General features: G+C 63.8%; 20 protein-coding genes. 11 read left to right on the plus strand and 9 right to left on the minus strand.

The features are described 5' to 3' along the window. Positions 1 to 141: 141 nt before the first annotated feature. Genes ACFVYC_RS21880 through ACFVYC_RS21890 form a run of 3 tightly spaced genes read right to left on the minus strand, consistent with a single transcriptional unit; the run spans position 142 to position 2,748 of the window. Positions 142 to 1,326 (minus strand): acetyl-CoA acetyltransferase, encoded by a 1,185-nt coding sequence (locus ACFVYC_RS21880; protein WP_387554264.1) that lies wholly within the window; start codon positions 1,324 to 1,326, stop codon positions 142 to 144. Beyond that, complete coding sequence (locus ACFVYC_RS21885; RefSeq protein ID WP_387554266.1) at positions 1,323 to 1,994, minus strand: CoA transferase subunit B; 672 nt, start codon at positions 1,992 to 1,994, stop codon at positions 1,323 to 1,325. The genes ACFVYC_RS21880 and ACFVYC_RS21885 overlap by 4 nt, the downstream gene beginning before the upstream one ends. A 25-nt stretch (positions 1,995 to 2,019) precedes the next feature. Continuing rightward, on the minus strand, positions 2,020 to 2,748 hold the full coding sequence (locus tag ACFVYC_RS21890) for a CoA transferase subunit A (protein ID WP_387554268.1): 729 nt from the start codon (positions 2,746 to 2,748) through the stop codon (positions 2,020 to 2,022). Between the two features lie 182 nt (positions 2,749 to 2,930). Between ACFVYC_RS21890 and ACFVYC_RS21895 the strand changes: the two genes are divergently transcribed. Continuing rightward, complete coding sequence (locus ACFVYC_RS21895) at positions 2,931 to 3,725, plus strand: IclR family transcriptional regulator (protein ID WP_387554270.1); 795 nt, start codon at positions 2,931 to 2,933, stop codon at positions 3,723 to 3,725. A gap of 174 nt (positions 3,726 to 3,899) precedes the next feature. Here the strand turns inward: ACFVYC_RS21895 and ACFVYC_RS21900 are convergent, their stop codons facing one another. The 4 genes from ACFVYC_RS21900 to ACFVYC_RS21915 all read right to left on the minus strand — a co-directional run bounded on the left by ACFVYC_RS21900 (position 3,900) and on the right by ACFVYC_RS21915 (position 8,717). Then, complete coding sequence (locus ACFVYC_RS21900; RefSeq protein ID WP_387554272.1) at positions 3,900 to 4,088, minus strand: hypothetical protein; 189 nt, start codon at positions 4,086 to 4,088, stop codon at positions 3,900 to 3,902. Positions 4,089 to 5,251: 1,163 nt separating this feature from the next. Continuing rightward, positions 5,252 to 7,471, minus strand: coding sequence for an FtsX-like permease family protein (locus ACFVYC_RS21905; RefSeq protein WP_387554274.1), 2,220 nt, complete (start codon positions 7,469 to 7,471; stop codon positions 5,252 to 5,254). Between the two features lie 8 nt (positions 7,472 to 7,479). Then, positions 7,480 to 8,193: an ABC transporter ATP-binding protein gene (locus tag ACFVYC_RS21910; protein WP_387554276.1), complete on the minus strand. Its 714-nt coding sequence runs from the start codon at positions 8,191 to 8,193 to the stop codon at positions 7,480 to 7,482. Next, a complete protein-coding gene (locus tag ACFVYC_RS21915; protein WP_387554278.1) occupies positions 8,190 to 8,717 on the minus strand; it encodes a PadR family transcriptional regulator in 528 nt (175 codons plus the stop codon). Before ACFVYC_RS21915 ends, ACFVYC_RS21910 begins: the two co-directional genes overlap by 4 nt. Before the next feature lie 343 nt (positions 8,718 to 9,060). Between ACFVYC_RS21915 and ACFVYC_RS21920 the strand changes: the two genes are divergently transcribed. From ACFVYC_RS21920 to ACFVYC_RS21930, 3 genes are all read left to right on the plus strand, one after another. Continuing rightward, entirely contained in the window at positions 9,061 to 9,672 is a 612-nt protein-coding gene (locus ACFVYC_RS21920) for an RNA polymerase sigma factor (RefSeq protein ID WP_387554280.1), read from the plus strand. Positions 9,673 to 9,977: 305 nt separating this feature from the next. Further along, on the plus strand, positions 9,978 to 10,661 hold the full coding sequence (locus ACFVYC_RS21925) for a hypothetical protein (protein WP_387554282.1): 684 nt from the start codon (positions 9,978 to 9,980) through the stop codon (positions 10,659 to 10,661). 360 nt (positions 10,662 to 11,021) lie between these two features. Further along, positions 11,022 to 11,801: a hypothetical protein gene (locus ACFVYC_RS21930; protein ID WP_387554284.1), complete on the plus strand. Its 780-nt coding sequence runs from the start codon at positions 11,022 to 11,024 to the stop codon at positions 11,799 to 11,801. 182 nt (positions 11,802 to 11,983) lie between these two features. Here the strand turns inward: ACFVYC_RS21930 and nadE are convergent, their stop codons facing one another. Beyond that, positions 11,984 to 12,838 (minus strand): ammonia-dependent NAD(+) synthetase, encoded by an 855-nt coding sequence (nadE, locus tag ACFVYC_RS21935; RefSeq protein ID WP_387554286.1) that lies wholly within the window; start codon positions 12,836 to 12,838, stop codon positions 11,984 to 11,986. Between the two features lie 74 nt (positions 12,839 to 12,912). Here nadE and pyrE point away from each other — a divergent pair, with 74 nt between their 5' ends. From pyrE to ACFVYC_RS21955, 4 genes are all read left to right on the plus strand, one after another. Beyond that, positions 12,913 to 13,497 carry an orotate phosphoribosyltransferase gene (gene pyrE, locus ACFVYC_RS21940; protein ID WP_387554288.1) on the plus strand — a complete coding sequence of 195 codons (585 nt, stop codon included), beginning with the start codon at positions 12,913 to 12,915 and terminating at the stop codon, positions 13,495 to 13,497. Between the two features lie 130 nt (positions 13,498 to 13,627). After that, positions 13,628 to 14,395, plus strand: a complete 768-nt coding sequence (locus ACFVYC_RS21945) for a GAF and ANTAR domain-containing protein (protein WP_387554290.1) — start codon at positions 13,628 to 13,630, stop codon at positions 14,393 to 14,395. A gap of 84 nt (positions 14,396 to 14,479) precedes the next feature. Continuing rightward, positions 14,480 to 15,130 carry a hypothetical protein gene (locus ACFVYC_RS21950; protein ID WP_387554292.1) on the plus strand — a complete coding sequence of 217 codons (651 nt, stop codon included), beginning with the start codon at positions 14,480 to 14,482 and terminating at the stop codon, positions 15,128 to 15,130. A 69-nt stretch (positions 15,131 to 15,199) separates the two neighbouring features. After that, positions 15,200 to 16,240 carry an alpha/beta fold hydrolase gene (locus ACFVYC_RS21955; RefSeq protein WP_387554294.1) on the plus strand — a complete coding sequence of 347 codons (1,041 nt, stop codon included), beginning with the start codon at positions 15,200 to 15,202 and terminating at the stop codon, positions 16,238 to 16,240. Here the strand turns inward: ACFVYC_RS21955 and ACFVYC_RS21960 are convergent. Next, a complete protein-coding gene (locus ACFVYC_RS21960) occupies positions 16,237 to 17,067 on the minus strand; it encodes an HAD-IIA family hydrolase (RefSeq protein WP_387554296.1) in 831 nt (276 codons plus the stop codon). The genes ACFVYC_RS21955 and ACFVYC_RS21960 overlap by 4 nt on opposite strands. Positions 17,068 to 17,119: 52 nt before the next feature. On the opposite strand from ACFVYC_RS21960, the gene ACFVYC_RS21965 reads away from it, so the two are divergent. From ACFVYC_RS21965 to ACFVYC_RS21975, 3 genes are all read left to right on the plus strand, one after another. Continuing rightward, positions 17,120 to 17,809, plus strand: coding sequence for a TrmH family RNA methyltransferase (locus tag ACFVYC_RS21965; RefSeq protein WP_387554298.1), 690 nt, complete (start codon positions 17,120 to 17,122; stop codon positions 17,807 to 17,809). Positions 17,810 to 17,945: 136 nt separating this feature from the next. Next, positions 17,946 to 18,965: a class II fructose-bisphosphate aldolase gene (fbaA, locus tag ACFVYC_RS21970; RefSeq protein ID WP_387554300.1), complete on the plus strand. Its 1,020-nt coding sequence runs from the start codon at positions 17,946 to 17,948 to the stop codon at positions 18,963 to 18,965. A 2-nt stretch (positions 18,966 to 18,967) separates the two neighbouring features. After that, positions 18,968 to 19,390 (plus strand): DUF3151 domain-containing protein, encoded by a 423-nt coding sequence (locus ACFVYC_RS21975; RefSeq protein WP_387554302.1) that lies wholly within the window; start codon positions 18,968 to 18,970, stop codon positions 19,388 to 19,390. Positions 19,391 to 19,534 lie beyond the last annotated feature (144 nt).

Here is a 19,534-nt window from a genome sequence, read left to right on the forward strand (position 1 = left end):
AACGCTCGGCTGGAAAACCCCAGCCGAGCGTTTACGTGATTTACTACTAACCACCTAACCAGCAGGTGTTGCAACGACCCCTAGAAACCGCCTGGTGCGGCGCGCCGCCGTCGTGATTAAAAGGTGGGGAAACTCAGCAACCTACACAGCCTCGAGGACGCTGACGTAGTTGGCGATACCCACTCCGCCCATGTTCTGGACTGCGGCGCGGCGCGGGTTGGCGAGCTGCATGCCGCCCGCAGTTCCAGTCAGCTGCATGGCGGCGATGACGTGCTGCGATACGCCGGTTGCTCCCACAGGATGGCCCTTGGCCTTGAGGCCGCCGGAGACGTTGACGGGCAGTTTGCCGTCCTTGTACACCCAGCCTTCCTCGATGGCGCGGGCGCCCTGGCCCGGCTCCGCCAGGCCCATGGCCTCGTACATCAGCAGTTCCGCGATGGTGAAGCAGTCGTGGACCTCTGCGAAGTCCAGGCCTTCCAGCCCGACGCCGGCCATCTCCAGTGCGCGCTGCCAGGACACCCGGGTGGCGTTGAAGGCAACCGGGTCCCGGCGGGATGCAGGGAAGAAGTCGTTGGCGTGGCCGAAGCCGGCCAGCCGGACCGGCGCAGTGGCACCGCCGGTGGGGGAGGCGGAGAGCACAACGGCGGCGGCGCCGTCGGACACGGGGGAGCAGTCGGTGCGGCGCAGGGGGTCGGCTACCATCGGATTCTTGTCCGAAACGGTGCGGCAAAACTCCTCGCCGAGGTCCTTCCGCAGCTGGGCGTACGGGTTGTCCACGCCGTTACGGTGGTTCTTGGCGGCGATGCTGCCCAGAACGTCGGACACAGGTCCGTACCGCTTTTCGTAGTGCTTGGCCACTTCCGCAAACAGTCCCGTGAAGCCGGTGGTGGATGACTTTCCGGCCATGTCGTAGTCGGCGCCCAGGAGGCCCGCGCCCACAACGTCAGCGCCCGCGTGGGTCATCTTTTCCGCGCCGATCACCAGCACCGTCTTCGCCGTGCCCGCGAGCAGGGACTTCGTGCCCTGCTGGAACGCCGCCGAACCGGAAGCGCACGCGTTCTCCACCCGGGTAGCTGCAACGTTTGCCAGATCGGGCGAGACCTGGAGGGCCAACGACGACGGGAACGCCAGCGGCATCATTCCGGAGTTGAACTGGCCCAGGTAGATTTCATCAATCTGCCCCGGCTCGATGCCCGCGTTGGCGATGGCCTCGGTGGCCACCTGGACGATCAGGGACTCCAGGGTCTCCTCCGTCAGCTTGCCGAAGCGGCTGTGCCCCCAGCCCGTCAGCAGGACATTTTTGCCGAACCGTTCCTGCAGGCTCACGCCGCCACACCCTCGTCCTCGAGCTCCACATCAAACTCTGCCTCGGTCTTCTCCCGGATTTCCTCCACGGTGACCCCTGGCGCGAGGCGGGTCAGCGTGAGCTGCCGCGCGCCGGCGTCGTCCTTCACGAGGTCGAAGACAGCGAGATCGCTGATGATCCGGTCCACCACCGCAAGGCCGGTCAGGGGAAGCGTGCACTCACGCACGATCTTGGCGGTGCCGTCCTTGGCATTGTGCTCGGTGAGGACCACTACACGAGGGGTCCCGGCCACGAGGTCCATTGCGCCGCCCATGCCCTTGACCATCTTGCCGGGAATGGTCCAGTTGGCGAGGTCGCCGCTGCCGGAAACCTGCATGGCACCCAGGATGGCCACTTTGACGTGCCCGCCCCGGATCATGCCGAAGGACGTGGCGGAGTCGAAGATGCTTCCGCCGGGCAGGACGGTAACTGTTTGTTTCCCGGCGTTGATGAGATCGGCGTCCTCCTCGCCCTCGTAGGGGAAGGGCCCCATGCCCAGCAGGCCGTTTTCGCTTTGCAGCACTACCCGGACGCCATCGGGCAGGTTGTTGGCCACCAGCGTGGGGATGCCGATGCCGAGGTTCACGTAGTCGCCGTCGTTCAGTTCTTCGGCCGCGATCGCAGCCATGTCATCCCTGGTCCAGGCCATGGGGTTCTCCTTGGGTTCGTGTCGGTTAGGCCGGTACGGTGGCGGCATGGCGGGAGGCGGCAGGCCGGACGGTCCGCTGTTCGATGTCCTTGACCCGGTCCTGCGCCTGGACCAGGTGCTGGACGAACACTCCCGGGGTGACGATGTGGTTCGGATCCAGGCTGCCCGGTTCCACGATCACCTCGGCTTCCGCGATGGTCAGCCGTCCGGCGGTTGCAACTACCGGGTTGAAGTTCCTGGCGGTGTAGCGGTAGATCAGGTTGCCGTCGGTGTCAGCTGTGTGCGCGTGGACCAGCGCGACGTCCGCCAGGATGGCGCGCTCGCGGACGTACGTTTCGCCGTCGAACACCTCGTGCGGCTTCCCTTCGGCAACGAGCGTGCCCACACCGGTTTTTGTGTAAAACGCCGGAATGCCCGCACCGCCGGCGCGGAGGCGCTCGGCAAGGGTGCCCTGAGGGGTGAACTCCACCTCCAGGTTTCCGGCGAGGTACTGCTCTGCGAAGAGCTTGTTTTCGCCGACATAGCTGGCAATCACCTTGCGGACCTGGCCTGCTTCGATCAGGATGCCGAGGCCCTTGCCGTCCACACCCATGTTGTTCGAAACCACCGTCAGGTGTTTGACCCCTGAATCGCGGATGGCCTCAATCAGGTCCGCAGGGATGCCGCTGAGGCCGAAGCCGCCGACGGCAAGTGTGATGCCGTCCTGCAAAACCCCTTCCAGGGCGGCGGCGGCTGATGGCTGGAGTTTGGACATGGAGCCTCCTCATTGAGAATCCCGCAGTTGTGGTCCATTTTGTGGACTCAGGGATCTGGCATTGGACACTACGGGCGGCGTAGATGGGCTGTCAAGCCTCTCTGTACGCAGTTTCAGGTGCGGTTTTACAGTGTGGACCGTAGGATTAGCGGAGTCCATAATGTGGATGTCTGAGGAGGGAAATGTCCAAATCGCCAGTCCGGGGCGCCCAGGTGGTGAGCCGCATCGCCGGGCTGCTGCGGCTCGTGGGACGCGGTGCGGAGGGAATGCCGCTGTCCGTGCTGGTGCGCGAGTCCGGCCTTACCCGGCCCACCGTCCACCGGCTGCTCTCGTCCCTCGCGTCGGAAGGACTGTTGGATCACGACGCCGGCAGCGGCAACTGGGTGCTTGGCCCGGAAATGCTCCTGATGGGGTCAGTGGCAGCTGCGCGGTTTCCGCTTGAGGACATTGCCCGGCCCGGCCTTCGCAGGCTCGCCGAGGCCACGGGCGAGAGTGCCTTCTTTTCCATTCGCCGCGGTTCCGAGACGGTGTGCCTGCTGCGGGAGGAGGGAAGCTTTCCGGTCCGGTCCTTTGTGCTGCACGAGGGCGTCCGCTTCCCGCTGGGTGTCGCCTCCGCGGGGACCGCGATTATGGCTTTCCTGCCCGAGGCCGAGCAGGAAGAGCTGTTCAGCGGCTGGGCGGAGCACGCTGGTGCTTTCGCCGCGGCGCACACGGAAGACCTGGTCCGGGCAAACCTCCACCGGACCAGGCAGCTGGGCTACTCGGTGAATCCCGGGCTGGTACTGGAGGGCAGCTGGGGGATGGGCGCCGCGGTGTTTGACGCATCGGGAAAGCCCTCGTGGGCGCTTTCCCTCACCGGGATCGAGCCGCGCTTCAGACCGGAGCGGCAGGAAGAGCTGGGCAACCTCCTGATGGCCGAGGCGCACCGCATCACTCAGCAGCTGGGCGGGGACGGCAAAGGCGGGCGGCTCCGCTGAGTTGCACCGGCCGCCAAGAGGCTGCGCCGGCGGAGCTCCCTGGACGCCAACGCCACGTAGCCTTACTTGGCCGTCTCGAAGTCCGGGCGTTCCCCTGCGTACATTGCCCAGAGTCAAGCCTCACGCGTGGACGCGTACTTCAGTGCAGAAGCTGCGGCAGGCATTCAGGATGAGCTAACCGCCTGATGCGCGCAGGGATAAAACGGCCCGGGCAGCGAACGTGACGCCGGCAAGAAGAAGAACGACGGCAGAAACAATGAAGTACCAAACTCCGTTGGCGCTCAGTGCAATGTATACGCCGATGAGAGAGAAAATAACTGCCCCCAGCGACCAAATGAGCGTTGCCCTTCTGGTGTTATTCATGGCCCAAGCCTAAATGGCCAACGATGGGTAACTACACTCTGTCAATCCGCGGCTCATCGGCCTGCTGCCGGTCAGTAAGCTACGGCTGCACTAATCAACTCCGGCTTATGCTCGCGCACCTGTCTCATAACTAACGATGACTACTCGATTTTGGCCAAGAGGTTGCGAGACATAGTTACGAGAATTGCCCTTGCCACCGCGCGCCCAGTATTCCGCCGAAAATCTGTGACTGTGCAGGTGAGGCTACTGCTCAGTCGTTGAGACGTCTCGTTTCCCAAGGGTTTCGACACACTCTGCAGCGTTGCGGTTAGGGCACCTTCACCGTGCATTTCATCGTGCGGGGTAAACGTGCATGTGGGGCCAGCAGCGGTTGCGAGAGAAGGACGCTTGCCCAGCTGCGCGGTAAACGACCGGCTTACGGGCGGGTGCAAAGTCGATTAGTAGGACCGCAGAAGCTCGCCCCAGAACTAGCCGATCCCGATCGCGCCTGGATGACCGCATGGAAGACAACGGACTTCGAGCGAAGTGCGCAACTCCAATTAGACGAATATTGTGGGGTTATACGCTTGTGAAGGTGGCGCCGCCGGATTTGGCAGACCTACTTTCGGAACCGCCCTGGTTGCTGACGAAGCAAATTTTGGAAGTTGGTAATTCATGAGAAGCGGTCCTCGGCGTCCTTGGAAGGGCGCGTTGATCTTCAGCGGGCTGGTGTTGTTGGCCTCAATTTCAGTGATGGTGTTTGTGCCGACTGAGCAGGTACTGCTGGAGGTTGCAGTCCTGATTGCCGGAGTGCTGGCGGGGGCCGTGTTGGTGCGTTTTGGTGTCTCTCGGCGGTGGATGAGTTCTGTCGTGCTCGTGTCGTTCATCGCGGTGTGGTTCGCATTGGGTACAGCCGGATACGCCTGGTTCGGAGGTTTTCTTGCAGGAGCATCCGCGGGAGTCGCTTGGGGGCGGATAGTTCGGAACCGAACAGTAAAAGCCGCGGCATCGTAGAAGGAAGGATGGCAGCAACGATCCACCGGGCCACGCAGCATGCCCCCTCAGCCCCGAGGAAATTTCAGTGTTCAAGATTGACCTGACTGCGAGAGCGACAAGCGGATTTACGACGCCGAGTCCGATCTCGTTGCGTCCGTAGACCGATCCTCTACCGCTCCCCTTGCTCGTCACTCGAAGCGGGTAGCAGTGAGTGCCGTATTGCTCCGAATGAGCCGGAAGGTCGCTGTGACTGCTCCGAGGGCCAGGAGCAAGCTGAGGCCCAGGGCCATGAAGTAGTCGGGCGCCGGCCAGGTCAGCCGGTAGGCGTCGTTGATGAAGGTCACCATAAGCCAGGCCACGAGGAAACCGAGGCCGACCGAGAGGAGCAGGACGGTCAGGAGAGGGACGGCAGCTTCACGCATGATGACGTGTCGCACTACCGATACCGGCGTCCCCATCAGCCGCATCAGACCCAAGACTCTCTTGCGGTCCAGCACTGCGGAGGCGGTAGCGACTGCAAGGGACAGCCCTGCGATTGCGATTGCGACGAACATTCCGAGGTAGGCGAGGACGGCCAGGCCCTGAATCAGGCGTGTGCTGGACTGCAGTTTGAAGTCCTCCGGAGAGGTAGCCGGGGTGGCAGTGATGCCTGAACCGTTCAATGCTGTCCGGGCCCGGTCCATAGCCTCGGGTGTGCCGTCGGTGCCGATGAGAATCACGACGGGCACCAGTCCGTCCAGGCTGGTAGCAGGCGCGGTCGTGAGGGCCAGGGGCTGCGTTGTCCAGTAGTAGAGGAACGATGTGTCAACGGTGACGGTCTCCGTGGCGGGGATGTCCTCGAACCCCAGCCCGGCGGCGTCCACGGCGCGAAGGTAGATTTCAGACCCGGCACCCCTTTCGGTGAACGCTGCCGGGCCGTAACCGACGGTAGCACTGCGGATTCCGGGCAGTTCCATCGCTTGGCGGGTGGCCTCCGTGGCCTGAGCCGTGGTGTGTCCGTTGGCGATGGTGGCGTGAATGCTGGTGGGCTGGAGCAGACCGGGCCGGGCCGGAGTTGCCTCAGTGGACTCGATGATGCTGGACGCGCCGGCGAAGACGGAGACGACGAACACGGCGATCACAAGCCCTGATACGGAACGGAACGTCGCCACCGGTGTTTTTTGGATCCGGCTGGCTGCAATAACGGCCGCCGCACTCCGCGCACGACGCAGCCCCATTCGGCTCACCACGCGAGTCAGCCAAGGGCCGATCACCACAATGCCGACGAGAATGAGCAGAAACCCGCCAATAAGGAGCGGTGATTCCAGCCACGGCACCCGCACATTCAAACCCCTGGTCATGAATACAGCCATGATCATGGCGGCCAGTCCGACCATCAAGGGCACAATCCGCCACATGGTGGGCGTTTTTTCGTGCACGGCCCTCGTTACGCCTAGGGGGCCGATGCCGGCGCGGGCCGTGCGGTGTGCGGTGACAAGTGCCGAGGCCGCGACCACCACGGCGACGACGACAGCGGCCGCCGCCCAGCCGGTAGTCAGGTCGGCGGTGAACATCCTGGTGCCGTTGACGGGTATTTGCGCGGCAGCGGGCCTGAGCACGATGGCCAGCACGACGCCGAGCACTGCCCCGATCAGGCTGGGGACGGCGGTTTCGACGGCTGCGATCCGGGAGACGACTTGCGGGGTTGCGCCAATGAGGCGCAGGGTCGCGAAGCGTTCCCGGCGCTGGGCGGCGCCGAGGCCGGTGACAATGCTGATCAGCAGCAGAACGGGGAAGAACACCGCAAGGGCACCGATGGACAGCACGGTGTTGTAGGCGGCCGCGCTGCCACTATAAGGGTCGCTGGTGAAGTCGGACACCAGGACGGCCCTGCCGTTCCGGCGGAGCTCGGTCTCCGTTGCTCCCGTGACGACGATCAGGGAGTCCGGCCCGGGCAAAGCAGCATTATCAATCGTGCCGGCGAAGGTCCCGAAACGGTCACCGAGCTGATCCCTGGGCGTTGATTCGATCAGACGCTGCAGCGCCGGGGATGCGTAGTAATGGCCCGGTGCGGGAGGTTTGCCGATTCCGGGGATCCTGACGGTAGCCGAGTCCAGGGCCGCGACGTCGCGGCGGTTAATCAGTTGGTCACGGAAAACCTCGACCGGGTTGGTTTCGATGAGAACCGTGTCGGGGGTCAGGGGCACCGGGGTCCCCGGTCCTGCGGCGGCCGGATCCTCCGTTGCCGGGGCGGCGACAGACGGGCTCCCGGTTTCACGCAGCCAGGCACCGCGGTCATCACGTGCGCTCAGACCGTTGGCGCCGCCCCACAGCAACAGCAACAGACATACTCCGACGGCAACCCCGCCGGCAATTCCGGCGAGCCTGCCATAAGCCGACCGGCTCCCGACAACTGCCAGCTTAAGCAACCCGGGATTCACGCGGACACCCGGTAGCCGGCGCCGATGACGCCATCGCGGACGATGACTTCCCGGTCCGCGTACGCGGCAGTGCGCGCGTCATGGGTGATCATCACTACCGTGGTGCCCTCTTCGCGGACCAACTCGAGCATCAGCGTCAGGACGTTCTCTGAGGCCAAGGAATCAAGCGAACCCGTGGGCTCATCGGCGAACAACACAGCAGGCGACGTCACCAGGGCCCGGGCAACAGCGACACGCTGGGCTTGCCCTCCGGACAGTTCCCCGGGCAGCTTGGCCCCGAGCCCACCCAAGCCCAGGCGTTCCAGCAGCTCCGTGGACCGGCGCAAAGCCTCTGGCCGGCGGGTCCCGGCCAGCAGCAAGGGGATGCTGACGTTATCCACCGCCGTGAGCTCCGGAAGCAGCTGGCCAAACTGAAAGACGAACCCGAAATCTGTCAGCCGCAACCGGGCCCGCTGCGGCTCCCCCAAGCCACTGGTCTCTATCTGGGAGCGCCCCGCGGGACGGTAGGCCACCAAACCGGCGTCGGGGACAAGAACACCGGCCAGGCAGTGCAGCAACGTTGACTTGCCCGATCCGGACGGACCCATGACCGCCAATACTTCCCCTGCCTGCACGTCGAGGTCGACGCCCCGCAATGCCTTCGTCTGGCCGAAGGAGTGGTGAAGGCCGTGGGCACTCAGGATGGGTGCAACGGTGTCATTTGTACTCATGCGCTCTGGAGGTCCTTCTTGAGTTGGGTCAGGCGGGCGCTGGTGAGGTCGATCCAGCGCAGATCGGCTTCGATGTGGAACAGGCCGTGGTCGCACATCAGGACCCGGAGCAGGTCCGCATCCTTCTTCAGCCGGGTCAGTTCTCGCATCCGGGCCATATGTTCACCGCGCTGCACGTCGAGCAGCCGATCGGCGTCGTCGTCGAGCAACAAGGCGATCACCGTCTTGGCAAAGAGCTCGCTTTGCAGGGACTCGGAGGGAACGTCGGGAGTGAACAGCCACTCCCGCACCCTGTTTTCGCCCGCCGGGGTGATCTCGTACTTCTTGCGGTCCGGCCCGCCCCCGGTCTCCTCACCCAGGGCGCGGATCAGCTCGTCACGGACCATTCGAGCCAAGGTCGAATACACCTGCCCGAAGGCCAGGGCCTTTTCGGATCCGAAGTAGCGGTCATAAGAGTGCTTGAGGTCATAGCCGTAACTCGGCTCACGGCTCAACAGGCCCAGCAGGGTGAGAGAGTTGTTCACACCCCTATCTATACACTTAGTGGATAGTTTGCCGCCAGCTTTGCGTCCCAAAGCGCGGTGTCGCTACGTGGGCACTGAGCAGGGAGCGCTACGAGTCCGGCGGAAGCAATGCCATGCTTCGTAGCCAATCGTCCGATTAGGGATCCCCTTACGTGCATCTGAAGTCATGCCCTGCTCCTCACCAGATGTGTCTCGAAACCGCTGTGCCTCGAAACGCTAGCCTTTTGAGGCGGCCAGCCAGGAACAGAGATTTATGCGCGGGCACGACGATCCCATTTTTTGACCCCTTTGAACTTTTTCCCCAAATCATGGAACCGGCAGGGGTGACCGGACACTATGAGGTATGGGTGAGGAATTGGATGTCTCGGACGAGGTGTTGTGGCATCAAGTTGTCAACGGAGATGGTGACGCGTTCGGGGAGCTTTTCGATCGCCATTACGACAGGGTTTGGCGGCACGCTTTAAAAGTGCTCAGAATCCCGCATCTGGCTGAGGACGTAGTGGCTGTGGTCTTTTATGAGGCGTGGCGTCGGCGGGCCAATATCCGCATAGTGAATGACTCCATACTGCCCTGGTTGCTGATAACGACGAACAACACGCTACGTAACCACGGCCGCCAACAGCGCCGCTACAGACACTTCCTCAACCAACTCCCACCACCGGAAGACTCAGCCGATATCGCCGAAGACATTGCTGAGGCTGATGAATCCCAGCTCAAAGCTTCTGCCCTCCGGGAAGCATTCGCTCAGCTAAGAGCGCCGGAGCGGGACGTACTAACCCTGTGTGTTGTGGAAGGCATGGGAGCAAAGGAGGCGGGTGCTGCACTCGGCATCGCCGACGGAACGGTCAAATCCCGCCTCCACCGCGCCAAATCAAGACTCGGAACCTTGTACAACCAGGTCATGCATGAAGAAGAACCTAACTCCCAGACGACGATCGGTTGGAGAACATCATGAGCACACGCCAGTTCCAAACTGACCGGCGGGAGGCTTTGCGTAAGCAGCTCGTCGAGCTGCCAAAGCTGGCCGGCGCCGATGATTCCCTCCGTTACAAGCCTGGGAATACACCGCCTCTCCGACGCCGAAATCAAGATTCCCGCTTCCCGCTTAAGGGCGGCCCAGCGCCTCGTCCCAAAATCGCCAGGCGTGTTTTTCTTGGAGCCGCCGCGGCGGTCGTCGGCACTCTTGCAGTAGGACAAATCAGCGTTACTGCCCAAAGCGCCCACGCGGCTGGAGTTCTCCGGGCCACGGCAGAGCAGACAATGACGTTTGTCGATCCCATAGCAAAGCCGGGGGAATATTTGCTTGTCCACACGCACGCCAACTGGAGTGTCACCGGAGTGGACACGGCCGGGAACGTCAGCACACGGATGAATGCACAAACCATCGACGTCTATGTCCCCGGGAACAGGGACGAGGAATGGGTGCTTGATCGTGACTGGGGGGACGCTGGCCCTGCGCTCATGGAGGACGGCGTAATCCGGGCTAAAGACGGACGTTTTTACGGCGGCCCCTGGAGCCCACTTGATGCCGAGCAGCTCGCCGCGTTGCCGCGGGACGGGCAGGCTTTGTACGACCACTTCAACGCCCAGTACCAGGGCGGATCCGCCTCACGGGACGAGGACAATTTTGTCCGAATCACCGACCTTCTCAGACTGGGACTCGTCCCCGCTGACCTCCGTGCCGGGCTCTACGAGGCCTTGGCCCTGATACCGGGAGTGACCGCCAGCGAACAAGCGAACTTCGACGGCAAGGTGGGCATAGCGATCGGCCGCACGGAGCCTCTTCGTGCAGGACAAAGGGCAGAGATAATCATTGACCCGGACACCGGCCTAGTCATCGGCGAACGAACAATCATGACGGTTGCAGCCTTCGGCTTCGGCTCCAACGACGTCGTGGGCCACACCGCCATTGACTACCGAATTGTGAATGAAGCACCTCAATGAATCGGATGCCGATTCTGTTTCACTGACGGTTCCCATCCAAACCGAGTGTCTCGAAACCTCTGCGCCTCGAATCCATAGAGTTACGAAACGAAGGCTACCGCTGGATCTCTCGGACTACTTGGACCCGGGCAGTGAAGGCTGACCAAAATTCGGCGTTTCCTCAACCCTGCTTCAGCGCGCTCCTGCCATTTCGGGGGATTGCTTGAGTCGAAACTGATCTTCGTGCAACTCTTCATTGTCACGGGTTCTGTCCCGGAGGAGACTTGAGGCGACGGCATCCCATCCCGGGCCGCCCGCGGGGCCACCTGGCTGCGGGGCCTCACAGTACTCCTGTAGCGGCCTGGTGGATCGATGAGCTCCATGACACCCCTCGAAAAGGCCGCTCAGCGGCCGCGCCATCTCCTGCCCCTGGTGGCTATCGCACTGATTGGATGTCTCGGCGGATGCGATTATGAGTCCGATGACGTCCCGCTGCCGTCCGCCAGTCTTCCCACTACGGAGGTTCGCACGGTCCCACCGCTGCCGGACGGCGGCGACACCGGCAGGGTCCCACCAATGCCAAAGAATGGCGACATCGCCGCTGGCACATACCTCGTCCCCGCCACTGGCTTCACGGCGCCTTTCGAGATCACCGTCCCAGACGGCTGGTCGAGCACCGACGGCGAAGGTCTGGCCAAGGACGACCCGGATCACCCGGATGAATGGGGGGTCTTCGTGGGGTGGTGGCCCACCAAATATGTGCCGACGGACGCATGCGCGTGGCAGGACGCGCTCGTCGAGGTCGGTCCTTCGCCTGAGGCTTTCGTCGACGCAATGACGGCGCAGACGTCAACGGCGAGCACTCCTCCTGTCGAGGTCATGTTGGGCGATTACTCCGGCTTCGAGTTCGACCACTCCGTCGACGGCGCCGTGGACATCAAAGCCTGCGACCGCGGCAAGTTCTGCATCCACTCAGACCTCTCAAATGAATGCTCACGCTGGTACTCAAGCGCCGCTGAGCGCGAAACCTACCGGGTGGTTGACTTGAACGGTCAGCGCGGTGTGATCTGGGTGGTCCAATTCCACGAATTGATCAATCCGGAGCTGACGGGCGAGGCACGCGGGGTCTTCGACTCGATCGTGTTCAGGTCCGGCAAGTGACCAGCTGATGCGTTAGGCGATCCCGCCAGCGGGCTCCGACTCCTTCTCTGAACCCGCCGGGGTGTCACATAGCCGCAGTGTCCCAAATCCCTAGGGTTTGAGGCACGGAGCGGGAACTTTCAATGACGGCGCCCAAGCTTCGCCGCCGCTGTTAGTCGTGCAGCACTGTAACTGCGGCTGACCTACAGCCCTGCGCGCGGCTCTTCCGGACCCTGGTGCTTCCACCAGGAGTCGAAAATGGTGACCGGGACGGTGCGCTTGTGGCGGGTCCGCAGGTACTTTTCTTCAATCAGATCGGCCACGGACCCCGGAACGTCCCGGCCTTCCAGGTAATCGTCGATCTGGTCGTAGCTCAGGCCCAGCTCATCCTCGTCGGTGCGGCCCGGCCTGTCATCCAGCAGGTCCGCGGTGGGCACCTTTTCCCAGACGCGGGCGGGCGCTCCGAGCTCGGCCAGCAGGGCCCGGTTCTGCCGTTTGTTCAGGCCGAACAGCGGAAGGATGTCCGCGCCGCCGTCACCGTACTTGGTGAAGAAGCCCGTGACGGACTCCGCGCCGTGGTCAGTGCCGACCACCAGGTAGTTGTGTTCTCCGGCGAGGGCGTACTGCGCAATCATGCGAGTGCGTGCCTTGGTGTTGCCCTTGTGGAAGTCGGAGATCTCCGAGCCCACGGTCTTTTCAAACTCGTCCTCGAAGCCGTCCACCGCTGCCGAGATGTTGAACGTCCACTCCGTCTTGGGCCGGATGAAATCCAGGGCAGCCTGGGCGTCCTCCTCGTCGTGCTGGATTCCATAAGGCAGCCGCACGGCCACGAAGTTCGCGTCCACGCCCTCGGCCTCGAGCTCCTCGACGGCCAGTTGGGCCAGTTTTCCGGCAAGGGACGAGTCCAGGCCGCCTGAGATGCCCAGGACAAAGCCCTTGGTTCGGGTGGCTTTCAGGTAGTCCTTCAGGAATGTGACGCGCCTGCGCACCTCCCCGGCGGGGTCGATCCGGGGCTGGACGCCCATTTCCTCAATGATCCTGGCCTGGAGTTCGCGCATGAGGTCCAGCCTAGCCAGCGGTGTCAACAAGCCTCAAGCATCCACACCGGCCCGCCCCCACTAAACTGGAGTCCATGACCTCCCCCAGTGACACTGCAGTAGACACTGCAGCCGCCCGTGCCCGCCTGCTGGAACTGATCAAGGAACTCGCCGTGGTCCGCGGCAAGGTAATCCTTTCCAGCGGAGCGGAAGCCGACTACTACATCGACCTCCGCCGCATCACCCTGCACCACGAGGCCTCCAAGCTCGTGGGCCAGGTCATGCTGGCCCTGGCGGACGACGCCGGGATCGACTTTGAGTGCGCAGGCGGACTCACCATGGGAGCCGACCCCGTCGGCACCGCCGTGATGCATGCCGCCGTCGACGCCGGCCGGACGGTCGACGCGTTTGTGGTCCGCAAGGCCCAGAAGTCCTACGGCATGGGCCGCCAAGTGGAAGGCCCGTCCGTGGAGGGCCGCAAGGTCCTGGTTCTCGAGGACACCTCCACCACCGGCGGCTCGGCGCTGACCGCCGTCGAGGGAGTCCGTAAGGCCGGCGGCAACGTGGTGGCCGTCGCCGTCATCGTGGACCGGAACACCGGGGCCAAGGAAAAAATCGAAGCGGAGACGGGCGTTCCCTACCTGTTTGCGTTCGGCAAGGACGAGCTCGGGCTTTCCTAGCAATAACTTGCTGAAGCGGCCGGGCGCGTGCCCCGGCCGCTTCTTGGGCTAAAAGCTTTGTTGGTTCGGGGCGCGGGATTGCCCTATCATTTGGTGTCCCCTCAAGTACCCCGTACGGAGAACGTGCACAATGCTGCCTGCTGAAGAACCCTTGAGCACGACTGATCAGGTCCAAAACCTCATTCTGGAAAGTGCCGATTTCGAGGTCTTCCTTAACGAACTGGCACGGTTTTCCGCGCATCAGGTGGCGGGCGATGGCGAGGACGCCCTGTGCGGCATCACGCTGCTCCGGGACCGGAAGGCCGCCACCATTGGCTGGAGCAGCGACTCAGCCCGCGAAGTGGACCAAATCCAGTATTCCCTGTCGCAGGGTCCTTGCCTCACCGCCGCCGAAGAGGGCCGCGAAGTCCACGTCCCTGACCTGTTTGAGGAAGACCGCTGGGGACCGGACTACGCGTCCGCGGTGGCATCGCACGGGCTGAGGTCAGTACTCTCGTTGCCATTCAACCTGCAGGGCGACGCCAAGGCTGCACTGAACCTCTACTCCGACGTCCCGTTTAAGTTCGACGAGCGTGCCACGGCAAAGGCCCGGGGCTATACGCGGGAAATTTCGCAGGCTCTCCGGCTGGCGGTGCGCTTCTCGCTCCACACCGACAGCGCCGCAAATCTCCGGGCCACCCTCGAATCCAGGACCATCATCGACATCGCCGTCGGCATCGTCATGGCACAGAACAGGTGCAGCCAGGAAGCAGCGGTCAGCATCCTCACCGAGGCCTCCAGCAACAGCAACACCAAGCTGCGGGTTATCGCCAAATCTTTGGTGGACTCCGTCGGGGGCGTGGGCACCCGGACGCATTACCAGGAACCGGGGCAGCGCCAGGCCGACCAGTCCGCCTGACAAACGGCTTGTGCCGGCCCGTGCTGAAGGTTACGCTTACCAAGGTTGAGCCGTCGGCCATAGACACCCACTTTTGGAGTACCTATGGATCGCGCATTGGATGCCCTCGTTAACCTCGATGTCCCTGCCGACATTGTCCGCATCGACGTCCAGGGGAGCCTGAACCAGGACTCCCGCCCCGGCCTTGTCCAGATCATCCGCCGGATCAGGAGGATGGGGATCCGTTCCCACATCCGCGTTGAGCTATCACGCGCTGCCATGGTGGAATCCTCGGCCCTCGCAGGCCTTCGGCTTGACCTCAACGCCATCGACACCAGCAACCTGCCGGGAATCTACGGCGCGGGCGTGTCCCTTGACCTCTCGCCCGCCGGTGACGAACCGGCCGCCGTGCCTGCCCCCGCCGGGCAGCCCCTGACGCTCCTTGACGGCTTCTTTGCCGGTTCCGTGGCAGACATTGACGCCATTGGACACCCGGCTTCTTTTACTGGCGAAGGCGAAAACCCGCTGCTGGAACTCACCGGGTTCGAGATGCTGTGCGGCCGCGCGCTGCAGGACTACTCGGATGAGGAACTGCTGCTGGCCAGCGATACCCTCTTCACCCTCTTGGACAACCCGGACGCCTTCCCGGGGTCCGACCTGCTGGGCCGGTACGACGACATCGGGCAGGAGATGCTGCGCCGCCAGCAGGGCGCTGCGGCACCCCTTCCGGCCCGGGAAGGACAGGCTGCCAGCTGATAGGGCGTCACTGAAAGGTTACCGCCGGCTCCTTGCGGCGGTGTCTTCCGGTGTGCCTACGGTAGGGGTGTGCCATATGAGGGGGAAGTAAATACGCAGGACCGGCGCGGGTCTTTTGAAGTCCGGCTGCTGCGCGATGCCGCTGCCCTCAAGCAATTTTCCCGCCGGGGATTCCTGGCGGGAGCAGGCGTGTCCGGCCTGCTGGCCGCGGACATGCTGCTCACCCGCCAGGTGCAGTCCGCCCGACAGGTAAACCGGATCCTTCCTGTTGCGGACGAGTTCGCTGATGCCTACTACCCGGACGCCAGCTGGTTCCTGTTTCCGGGTTACAAAACCAGCTGGGAGGAGGCGCAGTGGATCCTGAACTCCCTCCGGGGAACGCTAAACAAGCGCGCCCGGCTCACCGCCGTCGGCTATTCCAACCTTGGCCTGGACATTGACGAGGTGGTCATCGCCGTGATCGAGCATGTCCGCGCCCAGAAGCTCACCAAGCTGTTCTTTTACGGGCACAGCTTTGGCGGAATGGTTGCCACCCAGGTGGCAGCCCGGCTGCTGGAAATCCACGGTGTTGAGGTGGAACTCATCGTGCTGGACTCCAGCCCGTACAGCAAGCACGACGTCCTGGACCAGAGCTGGTTCGACGGCGTGGTGTTCCTCTACGAGCGGGGTTTCCGGTTCCCGTCCACCCTCCGCGGCGGGTACGAACTGGGGGAGCGCGTCATCCATAAGGACGAACGGAGCTGGCGGCAGATCCTTGACCAGACGCTCGAGCAGCTGTCACCGATCGCGCCGTCCAGCCTGCTGGTACAGTCCGAGTCCGCCTACATCTACCACTTTGATGGCATCCGGTTCGCCGGCAAAGTAGGCGGCGCCAAGATGGCCTACATCGGAAATCCCCGGGACCGCACCGTCCGGTACCAGACGGCGGTGGAGGCGTGGGCCGTGGCGTTCAAGGCAAACATGGTGTCCAGCGGGCTGCAGACTGAAGGCGCAGCCCCTGCCCACGCCAGCCCGGGCTGGAACCCCAACATCTATCGGCCACTCCTGGACGGGCTCCTGGATGAAAACTTCCCGCTGCCCCGCGGCGGATCCCGGGTAACGGTCTTCTAGATCTGGTTCTTCAGGTCCGCCACGGAGTTCAGTACCTGGTTGGGCCGGAAGGGATACGAACCGATGTCATCGCGCCGGGTGATGCCGGTCAGGACCAGCACGGTGTGCAGCCCGGCCTCCATGCCGGCGATGATGTCCGTGTCCATCCGGTCCCCGATCATGGCTGTCGTCTCGGAGTGCGCATCGATCTGGTTCATGGCCGAGCGGAACATCATCGGGTTGGGCTTGCCCACAATGTAGGGCTCCCGGTCAGTGGCCTTGGTGATGAGCGCTGCTATCGCTCCCGTGGCCGGCATGGGTCCGTCCTTGGACGGCCCGGTGGCGTCAGGGTTCGTGGCGATGAACCGTGCGCCCGCAAGGATGAGGCGGATGGCAGTGGTGATGGCTTCGAAGGAATACGTGCGCGTCTCGCCGAGCACCACAAAGTCCGGGTCCTGGTCGGTGAGGATGAAGCCTGCCTCGTGCAGCGCCGTCGTCAGCCCTGCCTCGCCGATGGTGTAGGCGCGGTTGCCGGATCCTGAACCCTGCACCTGGTCCTTGAGGAACTGCGCGGTGGCCAGGGCGGACGTCCAGATGTTCTCCTCGGGGACCTCCAGGCCCGAGGCCCTCAACCGTGCGGCAAGGTCGCGCGGGGTGAAGATCGAGTTGTTGGTCAGCACCAGGAAGCGCTTGGATGTGTCCACCCACCGCTGGATGAGCTCCGCGGCGCCGGGCACCGCCTGGTTCTCGTGGACCAGGACGCCGTCCATGTCCGTCAGCCAGCACTCGATGTCCTGGCCGCTGCGGTATACCGCGGGGTTTCCTACTACCTGGTCTGCCTCTGCCACGCTTACCTCCGCCGGTGATGAATGCTCCAGTGGTCCAGTCTAGTGTTGAGGGGTGAACCAAACGCCCGGCCTGTCAGACGAGCCCACCCCCTCATTCGAGGAAGCCGACGCGACGGAAGCCGAGGCGCCCAGGCCGGAGGTCGGCGTCGGGCCCTGGGAAGGCGAACTGCCCGCAGGCGACCACTGGGACCCGGACCTCCTGGCCGATGGCGACCGGCGCAATGTCCTGGACAAGTACCGCTACTGGAAGCATGACGCGATCGTGGCCGAGCTGGACTCCCGGCGCCACAACTTCCATGTGGCCATCGAAAACTGGCAGCATGACCTCAACATCGGCACGGTGGTGCGCACCGCGAATGCGTTCCTCGCCAAGGAGGTCCACATCATCGGCCGACGGCGGTGGAACCGTCGGGGCGCCATGGTCACCGACCGTTACCAGCACGTCCGCCACCACCCCACCGTGGACGACTTCGTTGCATGGGCGCAGGGGGAGGGGCTGGCCATCATCGGGATCGACATCTTCCCCGACTCCGTGCCGCTGGAAACCTACGAACTGCCCAAGGACTGCGTTCTGGTGTTCGGCCAGGAGGGCCCCGGCCTGACCCCTGAAGTCCACGAGGCCGCCGTCGCAACCCTGTCCATCGAGCAGTTCGGCTCCACGAGGTCCATCAACGCGGCCTCGGCAGCGGCCATTGCCATGCACGCCTGGGTGCGCCGGCACGTGTTCAACCAGCACGTGTAGGCGGGCCCACGAGGCTAGGGTGCGGGTGGGGCGTAACCGGGAGCACAGTCTGCGCGGAAATGGCTAGGATGGTGCTAGCCGTAAGCGGTACTCCAGGGTTACCCACCCATAGACGAACCTCAGCATAGGAGTCAGCATGCCCATTGCAACCCCAGAGATCTACTCCGAGATGATCGACCGCGCAAAGGCGGGCGGCTTCGCATTCCCGGCCGTGAACGTCACGTCCTCCCAGACGCTGAACGCGGCCCTGCGCGGCTTCGCCGAAGCTGAGTCCGACGGCATCGTCCAGGTCTCCACCGGTGGCGCGGCCTACTGGTCCGGCGCCTCCACCAAGGACATGGTTGCCGGTTCCCTCGGTTTCGCTGCCTTCGCCCGCGAAGTTGCCAAGAACTACGGCGTCAACATTGCGCTGCACACGGACCACTGCCCCAAGGACAAGCTGGACGGGTTTGTCCTGCCCCTGCTGGCAGCCTCCGAAGCTGAGGTCAAGGCCGGCCGCAACCCGCTCTTCAACTCGCACATGTGGGACGGTTCCGCGGAGACCCTGCAGGAAAACCTGCGCATCGCCCGCGAACTGCTTGAGCGCACCGCTGCCGCGAAGATGATCCTCGAGGTCGAAATCGGCACCGTGGGCGGCGAAGAAGACGGCGTCGAGCACGAGATCAACGAAAAGCTGTACACCACGGTCGAGGACGCCCTCGCCACTATCGATGCCCTGGGCGCCGGCGAGAACGGCCGCTACATCACGGCACTGACCTTCGGCAACGTCCACGGCGTCTACAAGCCGGGCGGCGTCAAGCTCCGCCCGGAGATCCTCAAGGACATCCAGGCGCAGGTGGGCGCGAAGATCGGCAAGGACAGCCCGTTTGACCTGGTGTTCCACGGCGGCTCCGGCTCCTCGGACCAGGAAATCGCTGACGCCGTCTCCTACGGCACCATCAAGATGAACATCGATACCGACACCCAGTACGCCTACACCCGTCCGGTGGCGGACCACATGTTCCGCAACTACGACGGCGTCCTGAAGGTCGACGGCGAAGTGGGCAACAAGAAGACCTACGATCCCCGCGTCTGGGGCGCATCGGCCGAAGCCGGACTGGCTGCCCGCGTGGTGGAGGCAACCAAGCAGCTCGGTTCCGCCGGAAAGACCTTCTAGGAATGTCCGACGAGTTCCGCAGGAACCTGATGGGCCCCGAGCCCACGCTCCTGCCTGCCGAGACCGAGGTCTACCAGCAGCTGGACGCGGGCCAGGAAGCCCTGGATCTCGTAGAGAAGCACCCCACATCATCACTGCTGTGGGCTGTGCTCGCCGAAGAGGCCTGGGCCGAGGGACGGACCATCGATTCCTACGCATACTCCCGGGTGGGCTACCACCGCGGACTGGACTCGCTGCGACGCAACGGCTGGCGGGGTGTTGGCCCCATCCCGTGGGAGCACGAGCCCAACCGCGGCTTCCTGCGGGCCCTGTACTCGCTCGGCCGCGCATCAGCAGCCATCGGCGAGGCGGAGGAGCCGGAACGGATCGAGAAGTTCCTGAACGACTCCGACCCGGCAGCGAAAGCAGCCATCGAAGCGAAGTAGCACTGGGCCCACACCCGCAGCGTTCCCTGGCCGGGCTTGCGGGGCGGGGGTGCGGGTAGGAAACGACGGCGGCCGGTCACCTTTTCGAAAAGGTGTCCGGCCGCCGGCGGTGGCTGCCGCAAACGCGGAAGGGGACGCCGGCGT

The sequence above is a fragment of the Pseudarthrobacter sp. NPDC058329 genome (assembly GCF_042879835.1).
Taxonomy (GTDB): domain Bacteria; phylum Actinomycetota; class Actinomycetes; order Actinomycetales; family Micrococcaceae; genus Arthrobacter.

Bases quoted from the DNA above. Each gene is read 5' to 3' on its own strand.
- ACFVYC_RS21885 (WP_387554266.1), bottom strand. From the start codon at position 1,994: ATGGCCTGGACCAGGGATGACATGGCTGCGATCGCGGCCGAAGAACTG.
- ACFVYC_RS21890 (WP_387554268.1), bottom strand. From the start codon at position 2,748: ATGTCCAAACTCCAGCCATCAGCCGCCGCCGCCCTGGAAGGGGTTTTG.
- ACFVYC_RS21895 (WP_387554270.1), top strand. From the start codon at position 2,931: ATGTCCAAATCGCCAGTCCGGGGCGCCCAGGTGGTGAGCCGCATCGCC.
- ACFVYC_RS21900 (WP_387554272.1), bottom strand. From the start codon at position 4,088: ATGAATAACACCAGAAGGGCAACGCTCATTTGGTCGCTGGGGGCAGTT.
- ACFVYC_RS21910 (WP_387554276.1), bottom strand. From the start codon at position 8,193: ATGAGTACAAATGACACCGTTGCACCCATCCTGAGTGCCCACGGCCTT.
- ACFVYC_RS21920 (WP_387554280.1), top strand. From the start codon at position 9,061: ATGGGTGAGGAATTGGATGTCTCGGACGAGGTGTTGTGGCATCAAGTT.
- ACFVYC_RS21925 (WP_387554282.1), top strand. From the start codon at position 9,978: ATGACGTTTGTCGATCCCATAGCAAAGCCGGGGGAATATTTGCTTGTC.
- ACFVYC_RS21930 (WP_387554284.1), top strand. From the start codon at position 11,022: ATGACACCCCTCGAAAAGGCCGCTCAGCGGCCGCGCCATCTCCTGCCC.
- nadE (WP_387554286.1), bottom strand. From the start codon at position 12,838: ATGCGCGAACTCCAGGCCAGGATCATTGAGGAAATGGGCGTCCAGCCC.
- pyrE (WP_387554288.1), top strand. From the start codon at position 12,913: ATGACCTCCCCCAGTGACACTGCAGTAGACACTGCAGCCGCCCGTGCC.
- ACFVYC_RS21945 (WP_387554290.1), top strand. From the start codon at position 13,628: ATGCTGCCTGCTGAAGAACCCTTGAGCACGACTGATCAGGTCCAAAAC.
- ACFVYC_RS21950 (WP_387554292.1), top strand. From the start codon at position 14,480: ATGGATCGCGCATTGGATGCCCTCGTTAACCTCGATGTCCCTGCCGAC.
- fbaA (WP_387554300.1), top strand. From the start codon at position 17,946: ATGCCCATTGCAACCCCAGAGATCTACTCCGAGATGATCGACCGCGCA.
- ACFVYC_RS21975 (WP_387554302.1), top strand. From the start codon at position 18,968: ATGTCCGACGAGTTCCGCAGGAACCTGATGGGCCCCGAGCCCACGCTC.